Here is a 20,549-nt window from a genome sequence, read left to right as displayed (position 1 = left end):
ATAGCGGTTGCCGCCGAGGTTGCCTGACGACCTCGTGCATGCTCTACCTACTCCGACAAATAGGATAGTCTGGAGAGGATGTCGCGATGATCGACCCATGTCACGCCGGGTATGCGCGTCGCCACGTCCTGACCGGCGTCGGCAAGGCGGCGTTGGTAGCGGGATTGTCGGCAGGCCAAGTGTCCGTGCTGGACGCCGCCAGGCCGTCCTCGTTGGCGACTGCGCTCCCGTTGCCAATGGCGCGGCTCGTGCCGTTCGACATGGCTGACGTGACGCTCGGTGACGGCCCATTCCTGAATGCTCAGCACAAGACGTTGGCCTATCTGCTGACGCTCCAGCCCGACCGCATGCTCCACAATTTCCGCGTGAATGCCGGGCTGCCGCCCAAGGCCCCGGTCTATGGCGGGTGGGAGTCGGACCCAATTTGGGCGGATATCAACTGTCATGGTCATACGCTCGGCCATTATCTGTCGGCGTGTGCGCTGGCCTATCGGTCGACCGGGGACGCGCGGTTCAAGGCGAGGATCGACCATATCGCGCGCGAACTTGGCGCGTGTCAGGTGGCATCGGGCACAGGGCTGGTCTGTGCCTTTCCCGACGGTCCCGCCGTGGTGGCAGCGCATTTGCGCGGCGAGGCGATTACCGGTGTGCCTTGGTACGCTCTGCATAAGGTCTATGCGGGGCTGCGCGACGCCGCGTGTCTGGCCGACAGCGACACCGCACGTACCGTCCTGGTGCGGCTCGCCGACTGGGCCGTGGTCGCGAGCCGGCCATTGAGCCCGGCGCAGTTCGAGACGATGCTCGACACCGAGCATGGTGGCATGAACGAAGTGTTCGCCGACCTTTACGCGATGACCGGCACGCCCGACTATCTCCTGATGGCGGAGCGGTTTTCGCATAAGGCGATCCTCACGCCATTAAGCCAGCACCGCGATCATCTCGACGGACTGCACGCCAACACGCAGGTCCCCAAGGTCATCGGCTTTCACCGCGTTTGGGAGATCACGGGCAAGCCCGAATATCGCGACGCCGCGGCGTTTTTCTGGAAGACGGTAGCGCTGACCCGGTCGTTTGCTACCGGTGGGCACGGCGACAACGAGCATTTCTTTCCGGTGGCGGATTTCGCCAAACACGTGTTTTCCGCAAAGGGATCGGAGACGTGCTGCCAGCATAATATGCTGAAACTGACACGTGCGCTGTTCCTGCAAGATCCGCAGGCGGAATACGCCGATTACTATGAGCGCACGCTCTATAACGGCATCCTTGCGTCGCAGGATCCGGATAGCGGCATGGCGACGTATTTCCAGGGTGCGCGGCCCGGTTACATGAAGCTGTATCACGCGCCCGAAACCGCATTCTGGTGCTGCACCGGCACGGGAATGGAGAACCACGTCAAATATCGCGACTCGATCTATTTCCACGACGATCGCGCGCTGTACGTGAATTTGTTCGTGCCGTCGGCGGTCCGGTGGAGAGACCGGGACGCGGTGCTGACGCAGACGACCGCGTTCCCGGAGTCTCCGACGACGATCCTCCGCTGGACGGTAAAACGCCCGACCGAGGTCGCGCTCAAGCTACGTCATCCAGGCTGGAGCCGCGCGGCGGTCGTCCTGGTCAACGGCGTCGAGGTGCTGCGCTCCACCATCCCCGGTCGCTACCTCGAGATCGTCCGCGTCTGGCGGAACGACGATACGGTGGAATTGCGTCTGGACATGCATCCGGTCGCCGAGCGCTCGCCGGCCGCCCCGGATATCGTCGCATTCACCGTCGGTCCGCTGGTACTGGCCGGTGCGTTCGGGCGAGACGGGCTTGCGCCGGGCGCGGACATCATCGTCAACGAGCGTAAATATGGCGAGTACAATGCAGCGCCGTTCACGCCACCGACGCTCGCCGGCGATCCCGCGACGCTGGCGAACGCGATCCGCGCTAGCCATCGTCCACTCGAGTTCACGATCCCCTCCGCCGACGGCCAACCGGTTCGCCTGATCCCGTATCACCGCATCGCCCACGAGCGCTACGCAACCTATTGGCAAGTCCAGCCGGCGCCGGCCTGACCCGAGGCCAAATTCACAGTTTTCGACAGCGGTTGAAGCGATGTCGGCGCGGCACGTAACAAGTTTACCTTACGTAACGTTACTGTCGCGAAACGTTCGCTTAAGTGACGCAGACGATACCTAGTGGCGCCGGGGGTGGCAGCGTCGCCACGGGGAAAAATCAACGATGCATATGATCAAAGGTCTGTTGCTGGCCTCGGTTCCGCTTATCCTGACGTCCGGTGTTGCCACCGCGCAGGCACAAGAGCGCGTGGACGCGGCCTCACAAACATCCCCCTCGACGGATGCAACGACCCAAGAGAATGGCGAGATCGTCGTCACCGGCAGTTACGCACGCAGCCTGCGCGCCGCGACCGAGACGAAGCGTCGTGCCGATTACGGCGTCGACTCGATCAATTCGACCGATATCGGCAAGTTCCCGGCGCAGAACGTCGCCGAGGCGCTGCAGGTGATCCCCGGCGTGACGATCACTCGGCCTCGCGGCGAGGGGCTGTACGTCAGCGTCCGCGGGCTCGGGCCACAGTTCCAGAGCACATTGCTCAACGGCAGCACGGTCGCGCTGAACGACCTGATCGAGAATGGTGGCGCGAACGGCCGCCAGTTCCGCTTCGAGATGCTGCCCGCCGAATTCACCTCGAGCATCGACGTCGTCAAGACGCCCACCGCCAACATGACCGAAGGCGCGCTCGGCGGGAACATCGATGTGAAGACGTTCCACCCGCTCGACGTCGGCAACAAGACCACGGTCAATCTGCGCGGCACCTATACGAGCCAGACCGACAAGGTGAAGCCGAACGCGACGGTCATCACCAGCGCGACCAACGCCAGCGGCACGTTCGGCATCCTGGCGGGTGCGCAATATTGGCAGAAGGCGGTGCGCAACGACCGCTTCCTGAACTTCGGCTGGAATCTGGACAAGTTCACCGCGCCCGCGTCGGGCGGTCTCGCGACCGGGCTCTACACGCCGACGCGCACGCGGCCGACGATCGAGACCGAGGATCGCAAGCGGATCTCGGGCATGGTTTCCGCGCAGTGGCGGCCAAGCCCCGAATTTCTCACGACGCTCGACATTCTCGCGACCCGGCTCGACGTCGCCTATGACGAATTCGGCCTCGACATCTATCCGGACGACGCGAGCGTCGCGGGGCATCGCCCGGTGATCGTCCCCGGCAGCGTCAAGCTCGACGGCGATACGGTGGTCGGCGCGACGATCAACGACGTGCGGTTCATGGCATCGCGCGAATACAGCCTCAATCGCCACGACCTGCTCAACATCGGCCTGCGACAGACCTGGGATTCGGATGCCTGGCACGCATCGGGTGCGGTGAACTGGTCGAGTGCGCACAGCTATCACCCGAACTATAACGAAGGCACGGTACGCAGCCGCGCGATCTTCTTCGCGCCGCTGACCTATGATGCGTCCGCCGGGTACAAGACGATCCCGACTTTCACGACGACGACCGATGCGACCAACCCGGCCAATTACCAGCTCTACCAGTTCAACATCGCGCCCAAGGACAGCAAGGACTGGGATTTCTACACCCGCGCCGATCTGTCGCATGATTTCGACGGGTTCATCACGAAGCTCGCGGCGGGTGGCGAGTATCACTGGCGCAAGCGCGATTATTTCCGCCGCGATTTCAACGTCAATCCGGCCGCCAACACGCCGCTGTCCAGCCTCGGTACGGGCGCCTACGAGCAATTGCCGTACGACGATTTCCTGAAGGGCGTCTCGGGCAACACGCTGCGGCAGTTCCTGGTGCCCGTCACGCAGGCCTATCTCGACGCTTTCTTCACCCCCGCGGTGCAGAATTCGCCGCTGACCGCGGGCGATCTACGCTCGTCATTCGTCGTGAAGGAGAAGATCTGGGGTGCGTATGCGCGTGCCGATTACGGCTTCGACGTCTCTTCGGTGGCGGTCACCGGCAATCTCGGCGTGCGCTATGTCCACACCGATCAGGTCGCGAGCGGCACGCTGACCACGGGCAACGTTGCGACGCCGGCGAGCTTTCCCAAGACGTTCAACAACTGGCTACCGAGCTTCAACCTGCGCGCCGAACTGACGCACGACCTAGTCGGCCGTCTCGCCGCGAGCCGCGTGCTGACCCGCCCGAACGTCACCGACAGTGCGCCGCGGATCACCGTGTCGACCGATGCGCCAACCGCGGGCGGCGGCAATCCTCAGCTGGTGCCGTTCCTGGCCACGCAGTTCGACGGCTCGCTCGAATGGTATTTCAATCGCGCGGGCTCGCTGACGGGCGCGGTGTTCTACAAGGCGATGGACGATTACATCACGCAGCAGAACGTCAACATCGACATCCCCGGTCGCGGTACGGTGCTGCTGTCGACGCAGGTCAATGGCGGCGATGCGAAGGTGTACGGCGTCGAGGCGGCGTACAATCAGGTCTTCACGTTCCTGCCGGCGCCATTCGACGGGCTCGGCGTGCAGGCATCCTATACGCACACCTCGGTCAAGGCGAGCTACACCGCAGGCGCGCGGCCGATCCGCGACGAACTGATCGGGCTGTCGAAGAACAGCGCCAACATTAGCGGCTTCTACGAGAAGGGACCGATCTCGACGCGACTGTCGTACGTCTGGCGCGACCGGTATCTGTCGGGCACCGGCAGCACGACGCAGGCGCCGGTCTACACCGCGCCGTTCGGATCGCTCGACGGCAATATCTCGGTCAAAGCGAGCGACCGGGTGACGTTCAGCCTGGAAGGCATCAACCTGTCGGGCGCGCATCTCTACACCTATAACGACGACGAGAACCGCTTCGGCGAAATCAACTATTGGGGCCGGACCGTGTTGTTCGGCGTGCGGGCAGAATTCTGATGCGGACCCTCGTACTCGCGGTGCTGCTGGTCGGTCTGTCGATCGGTGGCTCGACCCACGCCGCCAAGCCCGCCGGTCCATCGGGGCAGGGGCCGGCGCGAATGAACGAGATCCAGGTCGTCGGCTCGCACAACAGCTTCAAGGCGAAGATCCCCGATGCGATGATGGCCGAGCTGCGGCGGCGCGATCCGAAGACCGCGGCGGCGCTCGATTATTATCATCTGCCGCTGGCCGCACAGCTCGATCGCGGCGTGCGGCAGCTGGAGATCGACATCTTCGCGGATCCGCAAGGCGGTCGCTATGCCGATCCGAAGGGCGAGCGGCTCGCACGGGCGGCGGGGGAGACGACCGCGTTCGATCGCGCGGCGATGCTGCGGCCGGGGTACAAGGTGTTCCACGTTCCCGACATCGATTATATCTCGACCTGCGTGACGTTGCAGCGTTGCCTCGGCGAGGTGCTTGTCTGGTCGCGCGCGCACCCGCGGCATCTGCCGATCATGATCACGATCAACGCCGCCGATACGCAAGCGTCGCCGCAGGTCGCGGCACCGCTGCCGCTAGACAATGCCGGGCTGCTCGACTCGCTCGATCGTGAGATCCGCCAGGCGATACCGGGACGGCGATTGATCGTGCCGGACGAGGTGCGGGGCAATGCTGCGACGCTGGCGGCGGCCGTGCATAACACGGGCTGGCCCACGCTGGACGCTGCGCGCGGTCGGATCTACGTGCTGTTCGACGTTCGTCCGGCGGTGTCGGCCGCGTATCGCGCGGGGCATCCATCGCTGCGGGGGCGGGCGATGTTCGGCTGGTATCTCGACGGTGAACCCGAAAGCGCGATCCAGATCGTCCAGGATCCGTTGGTCGACGGCGCCCGCATCCGCGACTGGGTGAAGGCCGGCGTGATCGTCCGGACGCGGACCGACGCCAACACCGTCGAAGCGCGCACGCACGACATGACCAAGGCGAAGGCGGCGGCGGACAGCGGTGCGCAGGCGGTCAGCACCGACTATTATCCGGGCGCTCCCGACCCGCAGGGGTTCGGTTTCGCGGTGACACTGCCCGGTGGAGCGATGGCACGGTGCAATCCGGTGCTCGTCGGGGCGCCGTGCACGGTTGCGCCTTGAGGACCGCCGCTGCCGCGCTCTCGCCACCCTTTCGATGGCCGTCTAAACGTCGACAATCATGGAGGATGAACGCGTGACGGTTGAACTATACGGAATTCCGAACTGCGACACGATGAAGAAGGCGCGTAGCTGGCTCGACGCGCACGGCGTCGCGTACGGTTTTCACGACTACAAGAAAGAGGGCGTCGCGGAGGACCGGCTAAGGCGTTGGATTGGTATCGCGGGCTGGGAGGTGGTGCTCAACCGCAGCGGCACGACGTTCCGCAAGCTGCCCGAGTCCGAACGCACAGATCTGGACGCAGATCGTGCGGTCGCGCTGATGCTTGCGCAACCGTCGATGATCAAGCGCCCCGTGCTCGAAGCGGGGGAGACGCTGCTGGTAGGGTTCACGCCCGATCGGTATGACGTGGCGGGGCTGGGTCACGCTTGAAGGAGTTTATAATGCCTGTTGCAACCTGGAATGGCCACGAGATTGCCCGGTCGGACGATACGGTCGTGGTCGAGGGCAATCATTATTTTCCCGCGGACAGCATCGACGCGGCGCTGCTGGAGGATAGCGCAACGCACTCGAACTGCCCGTGGAAGGGCGTCGCGAGCTACAAGACGCTGGTCGTCGACGGAAAACGCAACGTCGATGCGGTCTGGTATTATCCGACCCCGAAATCGGCCGCGGCGGAGATCGAGGGCCGCTACGCGTTCTGGAAGGGCGTGACGGTCGCCTGAGGCGCAATAGGACCGACGATCCTCCCCCTTGCGAGGGGATGATCGTCGGGTCCAATCAGATCGCGCCGGAGAACGTATCGCACTGCGCTGGGTCGCCGCTGTCCAGCCCGCGCTTCAACCACGTCTGGCGCTGTGCCGACGTTCCGTGCGTGAAGCTGTCGGGCACCACGCGGCCTTGCGATTGCTTCTGTAGCGTATCGTCGCCGATCGCCTGCGCCGCGGTCATGCCTTCCTCGATATCGCCTGCCTCGAGCCGCGACCGGTTCGCCGCCGCCCAGACGCCCGCATAGCAATCCGCCTGCAGTTCAAGCTTCACCGACAGCGCATTGCCTTCGGTTTCGCTGGCCTGACGCTGCGCCTGCTGGACCTGCGCATTGGTGCCGAGCAGCTTCTGGATGTGATGGCCGAACTCGTGCGCGATCACATAGTCCTGCGCGAAGTCGCCATTCGCCTTGAAGCGAGTCGACAGCTCGTTGAAGAAGCTCGTGTCGAGATAGATGCCCTGGTCGGTCGGGCAATAAAACGGCCCCATCGCCGATTGTGCCGCACCGCAGCCCGAACGGCCGTTGCCGTCGAAGAAGACGAGCTTGGGGGCTTCAAAACGCTGGCCGTTCTTCTGGAAGATCGCTTCCCAGGTGTTGTCCGCCGAACTGAACGCGTTGCACGCGGCCTTGCTCTCGGGCGTCAGGTTGCAACTCGATGTCGTGTCCGTGCCCGCACGGGGCGGCCCGCTCTGGGTGGTCGGGGCGGAGGATTGCCCGCCCCCGAGCAGGCCGCCGAGACCGCCCATGCCACCGAACACGGCCATCAGGATCAGCACGACGACGATCCCCCCACAGCCGAAGCGGCTGCCGATCATCGGCAACAGTCCCATCAGCAGCCCGCCACCGCCGCCGCCAAAGCCGCCGCCTCCGCCGCCCGACCCACGTTGGTCCTCGACGTTGATGTTCGGATCGTAATCGTCGAGCCGCATGAATATGCCCCTTTTCGTTTCTGCTTGGGAACGAAATGCGCAAGGTGGCGCTAGAGTTGCACGGCGGCCGAATCCGCTGCGCAAAGCGATTGGGGAGTGTGCATGTTCCTGAAGGGCAAGACCGCGGTCATCACCGGATCCACCTCGGGGATCGGGCTCGCTTATGCCAAGGCGTTTGCCGCCGAGGGCGCGGCGGTGGTGCTCAACGGCTTCGGCGATGCGGACGCGATCGAGCGGGAGCGCGCGGCATTGGCGGAAACCAGCGGTGCGCTCGCGTTGTACGATCCGGCCGACATGACCAAGCCCGACGAGATCGCGGCGATGGTCGAGCGGGCAGCGATCGAGACCGGCAGCGTCGACATCGTCGTCAACAACGCGGGCATCCAGCATGTCGCCGGGATCGCCGACTTTCCGATCGACAAGTTCGACGCGATCATCGCGATCAACCTGTCCTCGGCATGGCACATGATGCGCGCCGCGGTGCCGCACATGCGCGCGAAGGGCTGGGGCCGGATCATCTCGACCGCGTCGGCGCATTCGCTCGTCGCGAGCCCCAACAAGTCCGCCTATGTCATGGCCAAGCATGCGATCGCCGGCCTCACCAAGACGATCGCGCTGGAGACGGCGACCGACGGCATCACCGTCAACTGCATTTCGCCGGGCTATGTCTGGACCCCGCTGGTCGAGAACCAGATCCCCGATACGATGGCGGCGCGGGGGCTGACGCGCGATCAGGTGATGAACGACGTCCTGCTCGCCGCGCAGCCGACCAAGGAATTCGTCACGCCCGAACAGGTGGCGGCGTTCGCGCTGTTCCTCTGCTGCGACGAAGCCAAGGCGATCACCGGCGCAAACCTGTCGATGGATGGTGGCTGGACCGCGGCCTGAGCAACGTAATGGCACGGGATAAATGCCGTTGCGGCCGGGTATGCCAAAAGCATAGCATCTGTGTTGTGTAGAGGAACGATGACGATGCGGACTTGGCTAAAGACGACCGCATGCAAGACGATCGTGACCTGCGGGTCGATCGTCGTCAGCGTCGCGCAGGTCGGCGCTGTGCCGCTGCTCGATCGTCAGGATCGTGACATGGACTGGCGCCGGGTCGCGACCGAGGCCGATCGCGGGCGGTTGAGGGGGTGGCGCGGTGCGTGGATCGACGCGCTAGCGCAAGTCGACCCCAAAGAGGTCGCGGGCGATCCGATATTGTTCAACCCGGATCGCTCGCTCGTCGATCCGTTGCCGCCCGAAGGCGCGTATCGGTGCCGCACCTACAAGCTGGGCGCGCGTGCCGGGATCGGTCCGACCTTCACTATGTCGGGATGGTTCGCCTGCCGGATCGGTACGGGCGACGACGACGGCGAGAAAGTGGTCAGCCTCGTCAAGCTCGACGGATCGCAGCGCCCGGTCGGTACGATCTTCGCCGACACCAACGCGCGGGCCGTCTTTCTCGGGACGATGGAGCTGGGCGACGAGAAGCGGCCGATGCGTTATGGCCGGGATGCCAATCGCGACATGGCGGGGTTGATCGAACGGATCGGCGCCAAGCGCTGGCGCGTCGTGCTGCCCTATCCCAGGTTCGAATCGGTGCTGGACGTGGTCGAACTGGTGCCCGCAAACTAGCGTGGCGAGGCGGACGTCGGTTGAGTAAGAGCTGCCGCCGCGGACTGATACGCGGTCGCGGCGGACGCCGACGCCGACGTTGCGGGTATGGCGCCAACCGGCACGATCGGCGCAAGGCTCGCGAGATACGCTTTGCCGTGCATCCCGACCGGGATGACCCGACCAATGTTCGCCGCGCCGACCGCCTTCAGATACGAGCGCGGCTTCTTCATCAGCTTGGGCTGGTCGAGCCCCGACAGTCCGACGATCCGCGCCGCTTCCTTGACGAAGTGGACGCAATTGTGATCGCCGAGACGGTACACGCTGTCCGGCTTGCCCTCGCTCCACGCGTCGACCAGCTTCAGCACCTGCGTATATTGGCCGTCGGTCATCACCACCGAGAACTGCGCGTCGCTGCCTGCGACATAGGTAGGCTTTGCGATGTCGAGCTTGCCCGAGACCGGGCCCATCAGCAGCGCCGGGGATACCGATTTCGCGGTAAAGCCGAAGTTCGCGTCGACCGGCGCGCCGCCAGCGTCGGGTACGCCGCGCACCGTGAAGAACGCATGCGGAAAGCTGTTGCCGAGCTCGTGGCTCCAGAAGGTGATGGTAACGGCAGCCTGTGCGGGGAGCGCATATCCCAAGCACAGGCAGAGCAGGGCGATCAGCCGAAATAGCGGTCTCATTCCCCAATATTATTTAAGAATGTCGAGCCTTGCCAGTGGGATGAGTCTGATTTTCATCAGTGTGGCGTGGTAGTCACAGCAGCGGTGTCCCGCGTTGCAGGAGTATGTGCGAGCGTCGCGTTCTCACGCTTCTCGGGCCGGATGTAGATCGACGACAGCGTCGGGACGGCGGCGCGGAGTTCGGTTTCCATCGCCTCGATCATCGTCTCGCCATCGCCCATCGTCACCGAATCGTCGAAGTCGGCACTGATCGCTGCGAAGATGCTCTCGGGCGCCGTGTGAATCGTGCGGACGTGATTGACCGAGACGACCGCGGGATGCGCCGCCACGATCCCGCGGATCGTGGCGATCACCGCGGGGTCGGCGCGCTCGCCGATCAGCAAGCCCTTCGACTCGCGGGCGAGCAGGACCGCGACCATCGCGAGGATCACGCCGATCGCGATCGACGCGGCACCATCGATCCAGGGCTGGTTGAACGCATGGCTCGCCCAGATGCCGATCCCGGCGATCACGAGGCCGGCAAGCGCCGCCGAATCCTCGAACAGCACGATGAACCCGGCGGGGTCCTTCGACCGGTGGATCGCGTCCCACCAGCCCAGATCGCCCTTGGCCTTGGCGAACTCGCGCATCGCGATCGTCCAGCTGCTACCCTCGAGCGCGAACGAGATCGCCAGCACGACATAGGCGACTGTCGGGCTGGTCAGCGGCTCGGGCTCGCGGATATGCCGCCAGCCCTCGAAGATCGACACGCCCGCACCGATCGCGAAGATCAGGATCGCGACGACGAACGCCCAGAAATACAGCTCGCGACCATAGCCGAACGGATGCGCCTCGTCGGCGGGGCGCTTGGCCTTGCGCTGGCCATAGAGCAGCAGCACCTGGTTGCCGCTGTCGACCACCGAATGGACGCCTTCGGTGAGCATCGACGACGATCCGGTCATCCCGGCCGCCACGAATTTAGCCACGCCGATCCCGAGATTTGCGGCGAGGGCGCCATAGAGGACGATGTCGTCCTTGATGCGAGCAGTCAGTGTCTTGGCCATGCCGCCGTCCTACACGAGGGAGGGCCATTGGAAAGGGCCGGCTTCGCAACGGGTTGGGTATCGCCACTCGACCTTCTCCTTGCCGGGGGAGGATAATCAAGAACGGGAATACCCGCCGATGGACGAGCCATCGGCGGGTACCTTTCCTCCCCAGGAAACTGTGTGAAGCGCGTCAGCCAAGCCGGCCGAGGCGGTGGTACAGCGCACTCATCCGCGTCAGGCGCTCGTCGTCGATCGAGGTCTTGCTGATCATTTCGCCGAGCACTTCTTTCATCAGCGCGAAGTCATTGGTCGAGAAGACGGCGCGGGCACGGGGTTGTTCGGTGGTCGTCTGCATGGCTTGCCTCCTTCGATGATACACGGATCGTCTTGTCTCTCTCTTTACAGCGAGGCTGGTCGAGAGAGGCGATGCACACGTACTAACGGGGATGGCCGGCAGGTTGGAACGCAATACCGCATCGTCTCCGCGTCGCGGTGTCCGTGCAGCTTGTCTTGCGACTGTCGATCTGTAAACATCGTGACAGGAGGGTTTGCGATGGCGGAGCGGAAATTGCTGGCGGGGCATGCGATCCGTCGCTTGCGGCGTGGGGCGGGGCTGACGCAGGCGGCGATGGCCGACATGCTCGCGATCAGTCCGAGCTATCTCAACCTCGTCGAGCGTAACCAGCGTCCGGTATCGGCGACGCTGCTGATCAAGCTGGCGGAGAGTTTCGACTTCGATCCGCGGTCGCTTACCGCGGCCGAGCCCGGCGGCGGCGCGGACGCGATCCGGCGCCGGCTGGCGGACCCGATGTTCGCCGACCTCGAGATCGACCGCAACGAAGTCGAGGAATGGCTCGCCAGCGCGCCCAGCGGCGCGGCGGCGTTCGCGCGCGTGTTCGACAGGATCGGCGATGGCGCGGTGACCGAAGCCGGCGACGATCCGGTGACTTTGGTACGCCGCGAGATTGAACGCTGGCGCAACCACTTCGCCGATCTCGACGCGGCGGCGGAGGCGTTGGCGGACGAACTGCGGCTTGGTGCGGGCGATCTGTATGGCGCGATCGCCGAACGATTGCGCGCGAAGCATGGCCTGACGATTAGGGTGCTGCCCGCCGATGTGTTGCCGGACATGCTGCGCCGGCTGGACCTGCATGCGCGCCAGTTGCAGCTGAGCGAGATGCTCGACCCCGCCTCACGCACGTTCGCGGTCGCTTTCCAGCTCGGCCAGATCGAGGCAAAGGCGGAGATCGACGCTCTGGCCAAGGGGGCGGGCTTCACCGATCGCGCTGCCGAGAGGCTTTATCGTCGCCATTTGCTCGGGTATTTCGCCGCCGCGCTGATGATGCCGTATGCGCGGTTCCTGCGTGGCTGCGAGGCCACCGGGTATGACATCGAGTTGTTGCAACGGCGTTTCGGCGCGGGTTTCGAGCAGGTCGCACACCGGTTGACGACGTTGCAGCGCGTCGGCGCACGCGGCTTGCCCTTTTTCATGATCCGGATCGATCGCGCTGGGCAGGCATCGAAGCGCTACCCCGGCGCAAGCGGTGCTGCACTGGTCGAGGCGGATGGGCGTTGCCCGTTGTGGCGACTGCACCACGCGTTCGACCGGCCTGGCAGCCTGATGGTGCAACTGGTCGAGCTAGAGGATGGTGCGCGCTGGCTGACGATGGCGCGGACGGTGACGCCGCAAGGCAGTCGCTTCGGTGCGGTGCATGCCGAGTTCGCGATCGGTCTCGGCGTTGCTGCGTCGCAGGCCGGCGTGCTGGCGGCGGCAAGCGGCTTCGACTTGGCGGGGAGGGCGATGCCGATCGGTCTCGGCTGCCGCGCCTGCTTTCGTAATGATTGTCCGCAACGCTCGATCGCGCCGGCAGGGCGGGCGCTGCTGATCAACGAACGCGAGCGGCGTACGTCGGCACTGACGTTTGCGGGCGACTGACACCGTGGCAACACACCGGGATCATTGCGCGTTGTGCAAAGCTTCCCGCTGGCGATTTGGTGTCATTCCGCTATATCTTCCGTTCGCGCCACAGGAAATGGTAAGCAAAAAACATGCGGTTGATTAACATAGACTGGACATCGGACGCGGTGATATTCCTCGTCACGGTGTTCGCCTTGGTCGTCGTTACAGTCGTCATGCTGGAAAGACTGTTTCCAAAAGGGCGAGACAAGCGACGGCGATCAGCGGAAAAATCGAATGAAATCATAGACTAGATACTTTAAGATGATGTGATCATCTCCGAATGAAGAAAACCATCAAAACCACGGTTTTCCACCAGTCCGTAGAGTATTCGCCCAAACCTATTAACCAACCAGCAGCATGTCAGCGCTCAGTGCATTCGTAAGGGTACCCAAAAGACAGCCCGTGCGCTAACCGGAATTTGCGTCCTCTGGTGATTTGGGGCGCATGGGGGAAGTGTAATGGCGCGTGTTCTGATATTCGGTTTCAGCGTCACGGAAGAAACCGCCGGCTTCGTTCCCTTGGTCAGACGCGCCTTGTCGGGCGAGATCGCGGTCGAAAGAAAGGCGCTCGGCGGCGCCGCCATTCCTGTCGTGCCCTATCTCGGGCGGCTGCTGCGCTACGATCGGTACGATTACGTGCTGTTCGAGATTGCCACCTGTCTGCGCTATGCCGAGGCTGATCCGGATCGCTATGACCGTGAGCTGGCGGAGATCGTCGCGCAGGTGCGGCAGGCCGGTGCGATGCCGTGTTTCGTCAACCTGTTCCGCGGCCCGGTCGATTATCGGACCGATCGGCTGATCCGAGCGATCCGCACCCTGGCGGAAAAGGACGACCTGCCACTGCTTGACCTCACCGATACTATGGTCGAAGCGAAGGCGGAGGGGCGCCTCGCGGACCTGTTGCGCGACGGTACGCATACTACACCGCTGGGGGCTGCGTATTATGCCGATGCGATCACCGCGTTCCTGCGTCGCATCGTCCGGGATCGACCCTGGGCCAATCATACCGATACGGTTTGCGAAGGCCGTTTCCGGTATATTCCTGCAACCAGCTTCGGTCCGGTGGCCGGTGTGATGGAACGCAAGGGTATCAAACTGCCGTATGTCGAGCTTGCGGCGGGCGCCGTGCTGCGCGGCACTCTGCCCGAGGGATTGACGTTTCGCGGGTTGCTGTTCGCCATGGGGCCGGCGACGGGAATTTTCGAAGTCGCGTCCGGGGGGATGGCGCACAAGGCGACCGCCTATGATGAATTCAGCTATTATCGACGCTTTTCCTATTGGCTTCGTACCCTGCCACAATCGCGCAACTTCATCGTTCGGCAACTCGATCTCGAACCGAAGGCCGTGCTACGCAAGGGCGAGCGCCATCACGGTCCCCGCGTCGGACAGATTGCCGGCATTCTCGCCGAAGAGATCGGCGAGCCGGGCGTGACCGACCAGACCGACTGACGCGCAGCAGGTCGGCGGACACAACCATCGTTCCGGTCCCGGCGCGCGCGATGCTGCTGTAATGGGGGCGGGTGCTCCCGATGCGTTGACGTCCGCGAGGCTTGCCAATAGCCAGCCTGCATGTCTTCCGTCGCTCCCCCCGCCCGCGGATGCGCGACCCCGCGCGCCACGCCACCTGATATTTCTGCGAGGATCGATCATGCCGTTTCCTGATCGCTACGACGTCCTGATCGTCGGTGCAGGGCATGCCGGGTCGCAGGCGGCGATCGCGCTGCGCCAACGCGGGTTCGACGGAACGATCGCGCTGCTCGGCGATGAGCCCTCGCTGCCCTATGAGCGACCACCTTTGTCGAAGGAGTATCTCGCGGGCGACAAGCCGTTCGAGCGCATCCTGCTTCGGCCGGCAAGTTTCTGGGACGATCGTAGGATCACGCTCCTGCCCGGGCAGACGGTCGTCGAGGTCGATCCCGACGCACACACCGTGACCACCGCCGAGGGCGTCGCGGTCGGATACGGAACGTTGATCTGGGCGACCGGCGGGGTGCCACGGCGTCTGCCGTGCGCGACGCATGATCTGGTCGGCGTTCACAGCGTACGGACGCGCGCGGATGTCGATCGAATGATCGCGGAGCTGCCGGCCGTCGATCGCGTCGTCGTGATCGGTGGCGGGTATATCGGGCTCGAGGCGGCCGCGGTGCTCACCAAGCTCGGCAAGCGGGTAACCGTCCTGGAGGCCCAGGACCGCGTGCTCGCGCGCGTCACGGGTGCGGCCGTGTCGCAATTCTACGAAGCTGAACACCGCGCGCACGACGTCGACGTTCGCACGAGTGTCGGCGTCTCGGGTATCGAAGGCGCTGCGGGGGTGGTCAGCGGTGTCCGCCTCGTCGACGGCGATGTCGTGCCCTGCCAGATGGTCATCGTCGGGATCGGCATTATGCCCGCAGTCGGTCCGCTGTTGGACGCCGGCGCCGATGGCGGTGCGAATGGCAGCGATGGCGTGCGCGTCGACGATCATTGTCGCACCACAGTGCCGGATATCTTCGCGATCGGCGATTGTGCTGCGCATGCCAATGCGTTCGCGGAGGGACAGGTGATCCGTCTGGAATCGGTGCAGAATGCCAATGACCAGGCGACCATTGTCGCAAAGACGCTGACGGGCACGCCTGAGCCGTATCACGCGGTGCCGTGGTTCTGGTCGAATCAATACGACCTGAAGCTCCAGACGGTCGGTCTCTCGTCGGGGTACGACCAGACGGTGCTACGCGGCGATCCGGCTACTCGGAGCTTCTCGCTAATTTATCTGCGGCGTGGGCGGGTAATCGCACTGGACTGCATCAACCGCGTACGGGACTACGTTCAGGGCCGCGCACTGGTCACCGGATCGGTCGAGGTGGATGCAGCAGTGCTGGCGGATACGTCGATCGAGCTCAAGACACTGGGTGTTGCCGCTATCGAGCACTGAACGATCCGCGAGCCGAGGCTGCACGTGGTGCGGGAAACGGTGCAGGCGGCAGCGATCAGGCCAGCCACCCGCCGGTGAAGCCCGCGCGCTCCAGCCCACGGCGGATGTGCGGATTGCGCTGCATCGTCGACCACACCAGCCCGGTCCGCCAATTCTCCATCATGACGACGATCGCACCCTGGTCGATCCCGAGATAATCGCCGTCGACCCAGCCCATCTTCGGATTGATGCTGCCATGCTTCAGCGGGGCCGACGCTGCGGTCAGCGTCGGGTTGAACGAGTCGAGAAACCCGTATTTGCCGTAGATCTGCGTGCCGTAGCGACCGTGCATCGTCTCGATCGCGCGGCGTGCCAGTTCGGGCTCGAACGCGATCGACGCGGCCGCGGCGGTCGGTGCCAGCGTGCCGTCGTCACGATCGTCCGGCCCGCGCGCGGAATAGCTGAAGAACTCGCGCTTGCGGCCGCCGAGGTCGATCGTGAAATCGCCGGGTCCGTCGCACGCGGTCAGTCCCCAGACGTCGGGGCCATAGCCGGTCCACCCACCCGGATTGGCGATCGCATACGCCCGCTGCGACCGCACCGCTCTGCGGCTGTTCTCGAAATAATCGATGCCCTTTTTCGCCATGTAGCGGTCGCGGATGCCGCGGAAGTCGATCCAGCAATGGCTGTATTGATGCACGAACAGCGGTGCGAAATGGATATGCGGTTCGCCGCCCCATTTGTCGGTCCACTGCGCGTCGAAGCGATCGGTCCACGCGTCCCAGGTTTCCGCCGGCAAAGCGTGCGTCGGCGAGCCGAGTGCCAATACGTAAAGCAGCATCGCCTCGTTAAAGATGTTCCAGTCGTGCGGAATAAAGCCGCTTTCGGGGTGCCAGCCCATCGACATAAACGGCGGCCGCGGCACGATCCAGCTCCAGTCAATCGCCGCATATAGCTGATCCGCAAGCGCCCGGATCCGGATCTCGCCGGGATGATCCGAGTCGAACCAGCTCTGCGCGAACAGCACGCCGCCGATCAGGAGCGCGGTGTCGATCGTCGACAGTTCCGCACGCGCGAACCGGTGCCCCTTGGTGGTACCGAGGAAGTGGTAGAACAGCCCCTTGTAGCCGCTATCGTCGCTCTTGCTGTCGCCCTGCGGCGCGGCGGCAAGGAATTCCAGCGTAGCGAGCGTGCGAGTCCGCGCCTCGTCACGCGTGATCCAGCCGTTGACGACCCCGATCGGGTACGCGGTCAGCGCGAACCCGACCGCCGCGATCGACGCGAACGACGGTGTCGGCCAGCGATCCGGTGCAAGCCCGGTCGCCGGATCCGTCGTCTCCCAGAAGAACCGAAAGCTGCGCTGATGCAGATCGGCGAGCAGCGCGGTCGGCATCGCCGTGCCGCTAGCCGTACCGGTCGTGGCGCCGGTCCCGCTGCCGAGCCGAGTAGCGGACGGCATCGCGCAGCCGGCCATAAGTCCCGCCAGGCCCAACGTCGTGTGGCCCAGCAACTGCCTGCGATCGATCATGGCGTCCTTCGGTTACTGATAAGCGAGTAGAAACGGGACGCGGTGTAACCGCGTCCCGCTGGTGTGTCTTAGAACGAGAAGCCCGCCGACAGCTTGACGGTACGCGGTGCGTTGCCACCGATGCTGTAGGACGACCGCTGACCAAAGGCCGGATCGCTCGCATTGGCGTTGAAGTCGACATAGTTGCGATCGTTCATCACGTTCAGGATATCGAGCCGCATCCGGACCCGCGCCTGATCGTTCACGAAGCCGATCGGAACATATTTGGTGAAGGCGAAATCGAGCTGACGGCGACCCCAGGCATCGCCGAGGCCGGCCGTCTGCCGTCCGACCAGGACACGCCCGAACGGATCCGCATTGTCGATGAAGCCCTTCACAAAGCTCGGCGATTCGATCTGGAACTTGCTCGAGAACGTGACGCCGATCGGGGTGTCGACGCTGCCCGCGATCACAAACCGGTGACGCGGCACGCCGGACGAGCGCAGCGTCGGATAGTCCGAGATCTGTGCATAATCGAGCGAATAGGTCTCGCCGAACTGCCGGTTCTCTTCCGCTCGGGTATAGGTGTAGGTGGCGTCGATGCTCCACGGCGAAGATGCCGAATACACCTTGGTCAGCTTGAAATAGGCCGCGTCCGAATTGGTCTTCAGGCCGTTGCTGCCGAGGATGATCGAGCCGTAGCCGCTGGGCGTGAAGGTGAAGGGCGATTGCGGGATATCGGTCGCCGAGGTCGGATCGTTGAAGAAGAACGAGCCGTCCGGACGGCGATTGCCGAGCAGGAAGACGAACCCGTCATTGCTTTCGATATGCGTGACGCCGACCTCCAGCTCGACCGGCGAGAAGCGACCGCGCACGCCAAGGCTGAACTGATCCGAATAGGGCACCTTCAGGTCGTTCTTCATGAAGCGGAACTCGCTGCCGCCGCCGGTCGCGGCGCCGAGCAGTTGCTGGCGCCCGGCATCGGTCAGGTAGATCGGATTCCAGGCTATGCAGGTCTGGCTCGGCGTGCAGGGATTGACCGAGTCGTTGCCGATGAAGTTGAAGCTGCGGACCTGGAACCGGCCCTGGCTGACTTCCTGCTGGAGGAAGTCGAACTGGTTGCGGTCGTAGGACCGGCCATAGCCGCCGAACATCGAGAAGCGGCCCGCCTCGTCGAAGCGATAGGTGAAGCCGAGACGCGGCTGCCACGCACCCTTGAACGCCTTCCGCTTGCTGCCGTCCGTGATGAAGTCGTTGATGTTATAATCGGCGCCGATGAGGTTCGGATAGTTTTCGGGCGACACCGCAGCCACATTGACCGCTGGCGTGACGTAATCGAGATAGGCGGGGGTCCGCTCATAGTCCCAGCGCAGGCCGAGATTCAGCGTGAGGTGGCTGGTGACGTCCCAATCGTCCTGCGCATAGAAGCCGATCTGGAAGTTCTTGGACCGGACCGTCGCGTTACCCGAGGCATCCGTCGTCGCACCGAACTGGAGCCGATAGGGCAGCGTGTCGTTGAAGGCGACGCCGGGGATCGCGTTGACGTCATAGGTGTATAGCGGGTTGGTCAGGTTCTGCTCGAGCGAATTGAGCTTTACCCATTTGGCCTTGCCGCCCACCTTGATCGTATGGCCCTGGAAGCCAGTGAAGGTGAAATCGTCCTGGAACGTCCAGCCTTTCTGGCCCTTCGACTGGAAGTTGCTGCCCGCGCCGAACCGCAAGAGGTCAGTCCGCGAGACGGCCGTTCCGAACCGCTGGGTCGCCTGGAAGAATTGCGTGATGCCGTCGCTGGCGGGCGTCGGCGAAAAGACCGCATCCTCATAGGACAGGCGCGCATCGTTGATCCACTGGTTGCCGGTATGCTGCCAGCGCAGCAGCCCGCGCTTTTCGTCGACCTTGTTGAGCGTGGACGTGCTCGCCGCGTCGATCCCGGTCGTGTTCTGGAGACCCGATTCCTTGCGGTACTTGCCGGACAGCTCGATCAGGTCGTTGTCGGTCGGCACGATGTCGATCTTGCCGAAATACAGGTCTTCTTTGAATGTCTGCGCGAAGGTGCCGAAATTATCGCGATACTGCTCGGGGACGGACGAGATCGGGAAGTCGTTGTTCGGGCGGACGTCATACGGGCTGGAGATGCGCTTGCCTTCGTAGGTGCCGAAGAAGTGCATCTTGTCCTTGATGATCGGGCCACCCAGCGCGGCGCCGAACTGTTTGTTGCTGGTGTCCGCCTTGGGGATGTTGGTCGGGAAGATCTCGCTCGGGCGGCGGTCGCGCAGATCCTGATTGGTGAAGTCGAAAAACGCCTCACCGTGAAACTCGTTGGTGCCCGACTTGGTGCCCGCGGTGATCGCGACCGAACTCACCTGGTCGAACTCGGCCTTGTAGTTGGACGACAGCACCTGATACTCGCCGATCGCGAGCTGCGGAAAGGGGTTGCCCGAGCTGGTGTCCTGGCCAGTGATACCGTTCTTGAGAACATAATCCTTCTGGCTGACGCCATCGATGAAGACGTTGACCGTGCGGCTGTCCTGCGCGCCACCCTGGATGCGCGACGTGCCGCTCGAATCCTCGAGGAAGCGGACGCCCGGTGCGAGATCGGCGAAGGCGAGGAAGTTGCGATTGTTCTGCGGCAGTTGCTCGATCAGGCGCGACGAGATGACGCTGCCGACCTGGCCACCCGACAGCGAACGGATGCGGTTGCCGGTGACGACGATCTCGTCACCGCCGGAGGCTGCACCAGTGGCTGGCACATCGGCGCCGGGGGTGCCGGCAGGTTCGGCGCCGGTGGTCGCAGCGGGTGCGGTAGGCGCGGACAAGTCGAGGTCGAGCCCGGCGACCTGGCCGACGCGCAGCGTGAGCGCGTCCGAATTGCGCGTGCCGTTGCGCTGTTTGATCTCGAGCCGATAGGTGCCCGCACGCAATGAGGCAAAGTTGTACGCGCCGCGGGCATCCGCTGGCACGGTGCGCCGCAAGCCCGTGGAAATCTCGATCGCGCTGACCTCGACGACCGGATTGTCGGCGGGTGCGGTGATCGTGCCGCGCAGCGAAGCCTGGCCGACCTGCGCAGCCGCCGGGGCAGGCGCATACAGCAGCCCGCCGGACAGCGCAGTCAGCGAGACGACCGCCGCACGCAACATCATCTTGTTCATGGTAGTTCCCCTATTCCCGATTAT

General features: G+C 64.1%; 16 protein-coding genes. 10 read left to right on the top strand and 6 right to left on the bottom strand.

From position 1 onward, the window contains the following. Positions 1 to 86: 86 nt before the first annotated feature. From C8J46_RS12735 to C8J46_RS12715, 5 genes are all read left to right on the top strand, one after another. The gene (locus tag C8J46_RS12735; RefSeq protein ID WP_132739783.1) at positions 87 to 2,054 is read left to right on the top strand and encodes a glycoside hydrolase family 127 protein; all 1,968 of its coding nucleotides are present in this window, start codon (positions 87 to 89) and stop codon (positions 2,052 to 2,054) included. A 166-nt stretch (positions 2,055 to 2,220) separates the two neighbouring features. Further along, on the top strand, positions 2,221 to 4,890 hold the full coding sequence (locus C8J46_RS12730; protein WP_132739780.1) for a TonB-dependent receptor: 2,670 nt from the start codon (positions 2,221 to 2,223) through the stop codon (positions 4,888 to 4,890). After that, positions 4,890 to 6,014 (top strand): Ca2+-dependent phosphoinositide-specific phospholipase C, encoded by a 1,125-nt coding sequence (locus C8J46_RS12725; RefSeq protein WP_132739778.1) that lies wholly within the window; start codon positions 4,890 to 4,892, stop codon positions 6,012 to 6,014. Before C8J46_RS12730 ends, C8J46_RS12725 begins: the two co-directional genes overlap by 1 nt. Positions 6,015 to 6,087: 73 nt before the next feature. Then, positions 6,088 to 6,444 carry an ArsC family reductase gene (locus C8J46_RS12720; RefSeq protein ID WP_132739775.1) on the top strand — a complete coding sequence of 119 codons (357 nt, stop codon included), beginning with the start codon at positions 6,088 to 6,090 and terminating at the stop codon, positions 6,442 to 6,444. 11 nt (positions 6,445 to 6,455) lie between these two features. After that, positions 6,456 to 6,737, top strand: a complete 282-nt coding sequence (locus C8J46_RS12715; protein ID WP_056418405.1) for a DUF427 domain-containing protein — start codon at positions 6,456 to 6,458, stop codon at positions 6,735 to 6,737. Between the two features lie 55 nt (positions 6,738 to 6,792). On the opposite strand, the gene C8J46_RS12710 is transcribed toward C8J46_RS12715, so the two are convergent. Continuing rightward, positions 6,793 to 7,710 carry a neutral zinc metallopeptidase gene (locus tag C8J46_RS12710; protein WP_132739772.1) on the bottom strand — a complete coding sequence of 306 codons (918 nt, stop codon included), beginning with the start codon at positions 7,708 to 7,710 and terminating at the stop codon, positions 6,793 to 6,795. A gap of 102 nt (positions 7,711 to 7,812) precedes the next feature. Here C8J46_RS12710 and C8J46_RS12705 point away from each other — a divergent pair, with 102 nt between their 5' ends. Together C8J46_RS12705 and C8J46_RS12700 are read left to right on the top strand one after the other, a co-directional pair. Beyond that, positions 7,813 to 8,598 carry a 3-hydroxybutyrate dehydrogenase gene (locus C8J46_RS12705; RefSeq protein WP_132739769.1) on the top strand — a complete coding sequence of 262 codons (786 nt, stop codon included), beginning with the start codon at positions 7,813 to 7,815 and terminating at the stop codon, positions 8,596 to 8,598. Positions 8,599 to 8,676: 78 nt separating this feature from the next. After that, positions 8,677 to 9,330 carry a DUF4893 domain-containing protein gene (locus tag C8J46_RS12700; RefSeq protein WP_243643368.1) on the top strand — a complete coding sequence of 218 codons (654 nt, stop codon included), beginning with the start codon at positions 8,677 to 8,679 and terminating at the stop codon, positions 9,328 to 9,330. On the opposite strand, the gene C8J46_RS12695 is transcribed toward C8J46_RS12700, so the two are convergent. The 3 genes from C8J46_RS12695 to C8J46_RS20855 all read right to left on the bottom strand — a co-directional run bounded on the left by C8J46_RS12695 (position 9,327) and on the right by C8J46_RS20855 (position 11,375). After that, positions 9,327 to 9,995: a hypothetical protein gene (locus tag C8J46_RS12695; RefSeq protein ID WP_132739767.1), complete on the bottom strand. Its 669-nt coding sequence runs from the start codon at positions 9,993 to 9,995 to the stop codon at positions 9,327 to 9,329. The two genes, C8J46_RS12700 and C8J46_RS12695, sit on opposite strands and share 4 nt — an antisense overlap. A gap of 56 nt (positions 9,996 to 10,051) precedes the next feature. After that, positions 10,052 to 11,038, bottom strand: coding sequence for a cation diffusion facilitator family transporter (locus C8J46_RS12690; RefSeq protein WP_132739764.1), 987 nt, complete (start codon positions 11,036 to 11,038; stop codon positions 10,052 to 10,054). 172 nt (positions 11,039 to 11,210) lie between these two features. Then, positions 11,211 to 11,375: a hypothetical protein gene (locus tag C8J46_RS20855; RefSeq protein ID WP_164913371.1), complete on the bottom strand. Its 165-nt coding sequence runs from the start codon at positions 11,373 to 11,375 to the stop codon at positions 11,211 to 11,213. Positions 11,376 to 11,573: 198 nt separating this feature from the next. On the opposite strand from C8J46_RS20855, the gene C8J46_RS12685 reads away from it, so the two are divergent. The 3 genes from C8J46_RS12685 to C8J46_RS12675 all read left to right on the top strand — a co-directional run bounded on the left by C8J46_RS12685 (position 11,574) and on the right by C8J46_RS12675 (position 15,890). After that, a complete protein-coding gene (locus C8J46_RS12685) occupies positions 11,574 to 12,956 on the top strand; it encodes a helix-turn-helix transcriptional regulator (protein ID WP_132739762.1) in 1,383 nt (460 codons plus the stop codon). Positions 12,957 to 13,438: 482 nt separating this feature from the next. After that, positions 13,439 to 14,428, top strand: coding sequence for an SGNH/GDSL hydrolase family protein (locus C8J46_RS12680; RefSeq protein WP_132739759.1), 990 nt, complete (start codon positions 13,439 to 13,441; stop codon positions 14,426 to 14,428). Positions 14,429 to 14,627: 199 nt separating this feature from the next. Continuing rightward, positions 14,628 to 15,890 carry an FAD-dependent oxidoreductase gene (locus C8J46_RS12675; protein WP_132739757.1) on the top strand — a complete coding sequence of 421 codons (1,263 nt, stop codon included), beginning with the start codon at positions 14,628 to 14,630 and terminating at the stop codon, positions 15,888 to 15,890. A 55-nt stretch (positions 15,891 to 15,945) separates the two neighbouring features. On the opposite strand, the gene C8J46_RS12670 is transcribed toward C8J46_RS12675, so the two are convergent. Continuing rightward, a complete protein-coding gene (locus C8J46_RS12670) occupies positions 15,946 to 17,397 on the bottom strand; it encodes a glucoamylase family protein (protein WP_132739754.1) in 1,452 nt (483 codons plus the stop codon). A gap of 68 nt (positions 17,398 to 17,465) precedes the next feature. Continuing rightward, positions 17,466 to 20,525, bottom strand: coding sequence for a TonB-dependent receptor (locus C8J46_RS12665; protein ID WP_243643367.1), 3,060 nt, complete (start codon positions 20,523 to 20,525; stop codon positions 17,466 to 17,468). Between the last annotated feature and the right edge of the window lie 24 nt (positions 20,526 to 20,549).

The organism is Sphingomonas sp. PP-F2F-A104-K0414 (genome assembly GCF_004340945.1).
GTDB lineage: Bacteria > Pseudomonadota > Alphaproteobacteria > Sphingomonadales > Sphingomonadaceae > Sphingomonas.
This window is presented reverse-complemented; position numbering and strand designations above follow the sequence as displayed.

Coding starts and splice junctions, on each gene's coding strand:
- C8J46_RS12735 (WP_132739783.1), top strand. CDS start 87: ATGATCGACCCATGTCACGCCGGGTATGCGCGTCGCCACGTCCTGACC.
- C8J46_RS12730 (WP_132739780.1), top strand. CDS start 2,221: ATGCATATGATCAAAGGTCTGTTGCTGGCCTCGGTTCCGCTTATCCTG.
- C8J46_RS12725 (WP_132739778.1), top strand. CDS start 4,890: ATGCGGACCCTCGTACTCGCGGTGCTGCTGGTCGGTCTGTCGATCGGT.
- C8J46_RS12715 (WP_056418405.1), top strand. CDS start 6,456: ATGCCTGTTGCAACCTGGAATGGCCACGAGATTGCCCGGTCGGACGAT.
- C8J46_RS12710 (WP_132739772.1), bottom strand. CDS start 7,710: ATGCGGCTCGACGATTACGATCCGAACATCAACGTCGAGGACCAACGT.
- C8J46_RS12705 (WP_132739769.1), top strand. CDS start 7,813: ATGTTCCTGAAGGGCAAGACCGCGGTCATCACCGGATCCACCTCGGGG.
- C8J46_RS12700 (WP_243643368.1), top strand. CDS start 8,677: ATGACGATGCGGACTTGGCTAAAGACGACCGCATGCAAGACGATCGTG.
- C8J46_RS12695 (WP_132739767.1), bottom strand. CDS start 9,995: ATGAGACCGCTATTTCGGCTGATCGCCCTGCTCTGCCTGTGCTTGGGA.
- C8J46_RS12690 (WP_132739764.1), bottom strand. CDS start 11,038: ATGGCCAAGACACTGACTGCTCGCATCAAGGACGACATCGTCCTCTAT.
- C8J46_RS20855 (WP_164913371.1), bottom strand. CDS start 11,375: ATGCAGACGACCACCGAACAACCCCGTGCCCGCGCCGTCTTCTCGACC.
- C8J46_RS12685 (WP_132739762.1), top strand. CDS start 11,574: ATGGCGGAGCGGAAATTGCTGGCGGGGCATGCGATCCGTCGCTTGCGG.
- C8J46_RS12680 (WP_132739759.1), top strand. CDS start 13,439: ATGGCGCGTGTTCTGATATTCGGTTTCAGCGTCACGGAAGAAACCGCC.
- C8J46_RS12675 (WP_132739757.1), top strand. CDS start 14,628: ATGCCGTTTCCTGATCGCTACGACGTCCTGATCGTCGGTGCAGGGCAT.
- C8J46_RS12670 (WP_132739754.1), bottom strand. CDS start 17,397: ATGATCGATCGCAGGCAGTTGCTGGGCCACACGACGTTGGGCCTGGCG.
- C8J46_RS12665 (WP_243643367.1), bottom strand. CDS start 20,525: ATGAACAAGATGATGTTGCGTGCGGCGGTCGTCTCGCTGACTGCGCTG.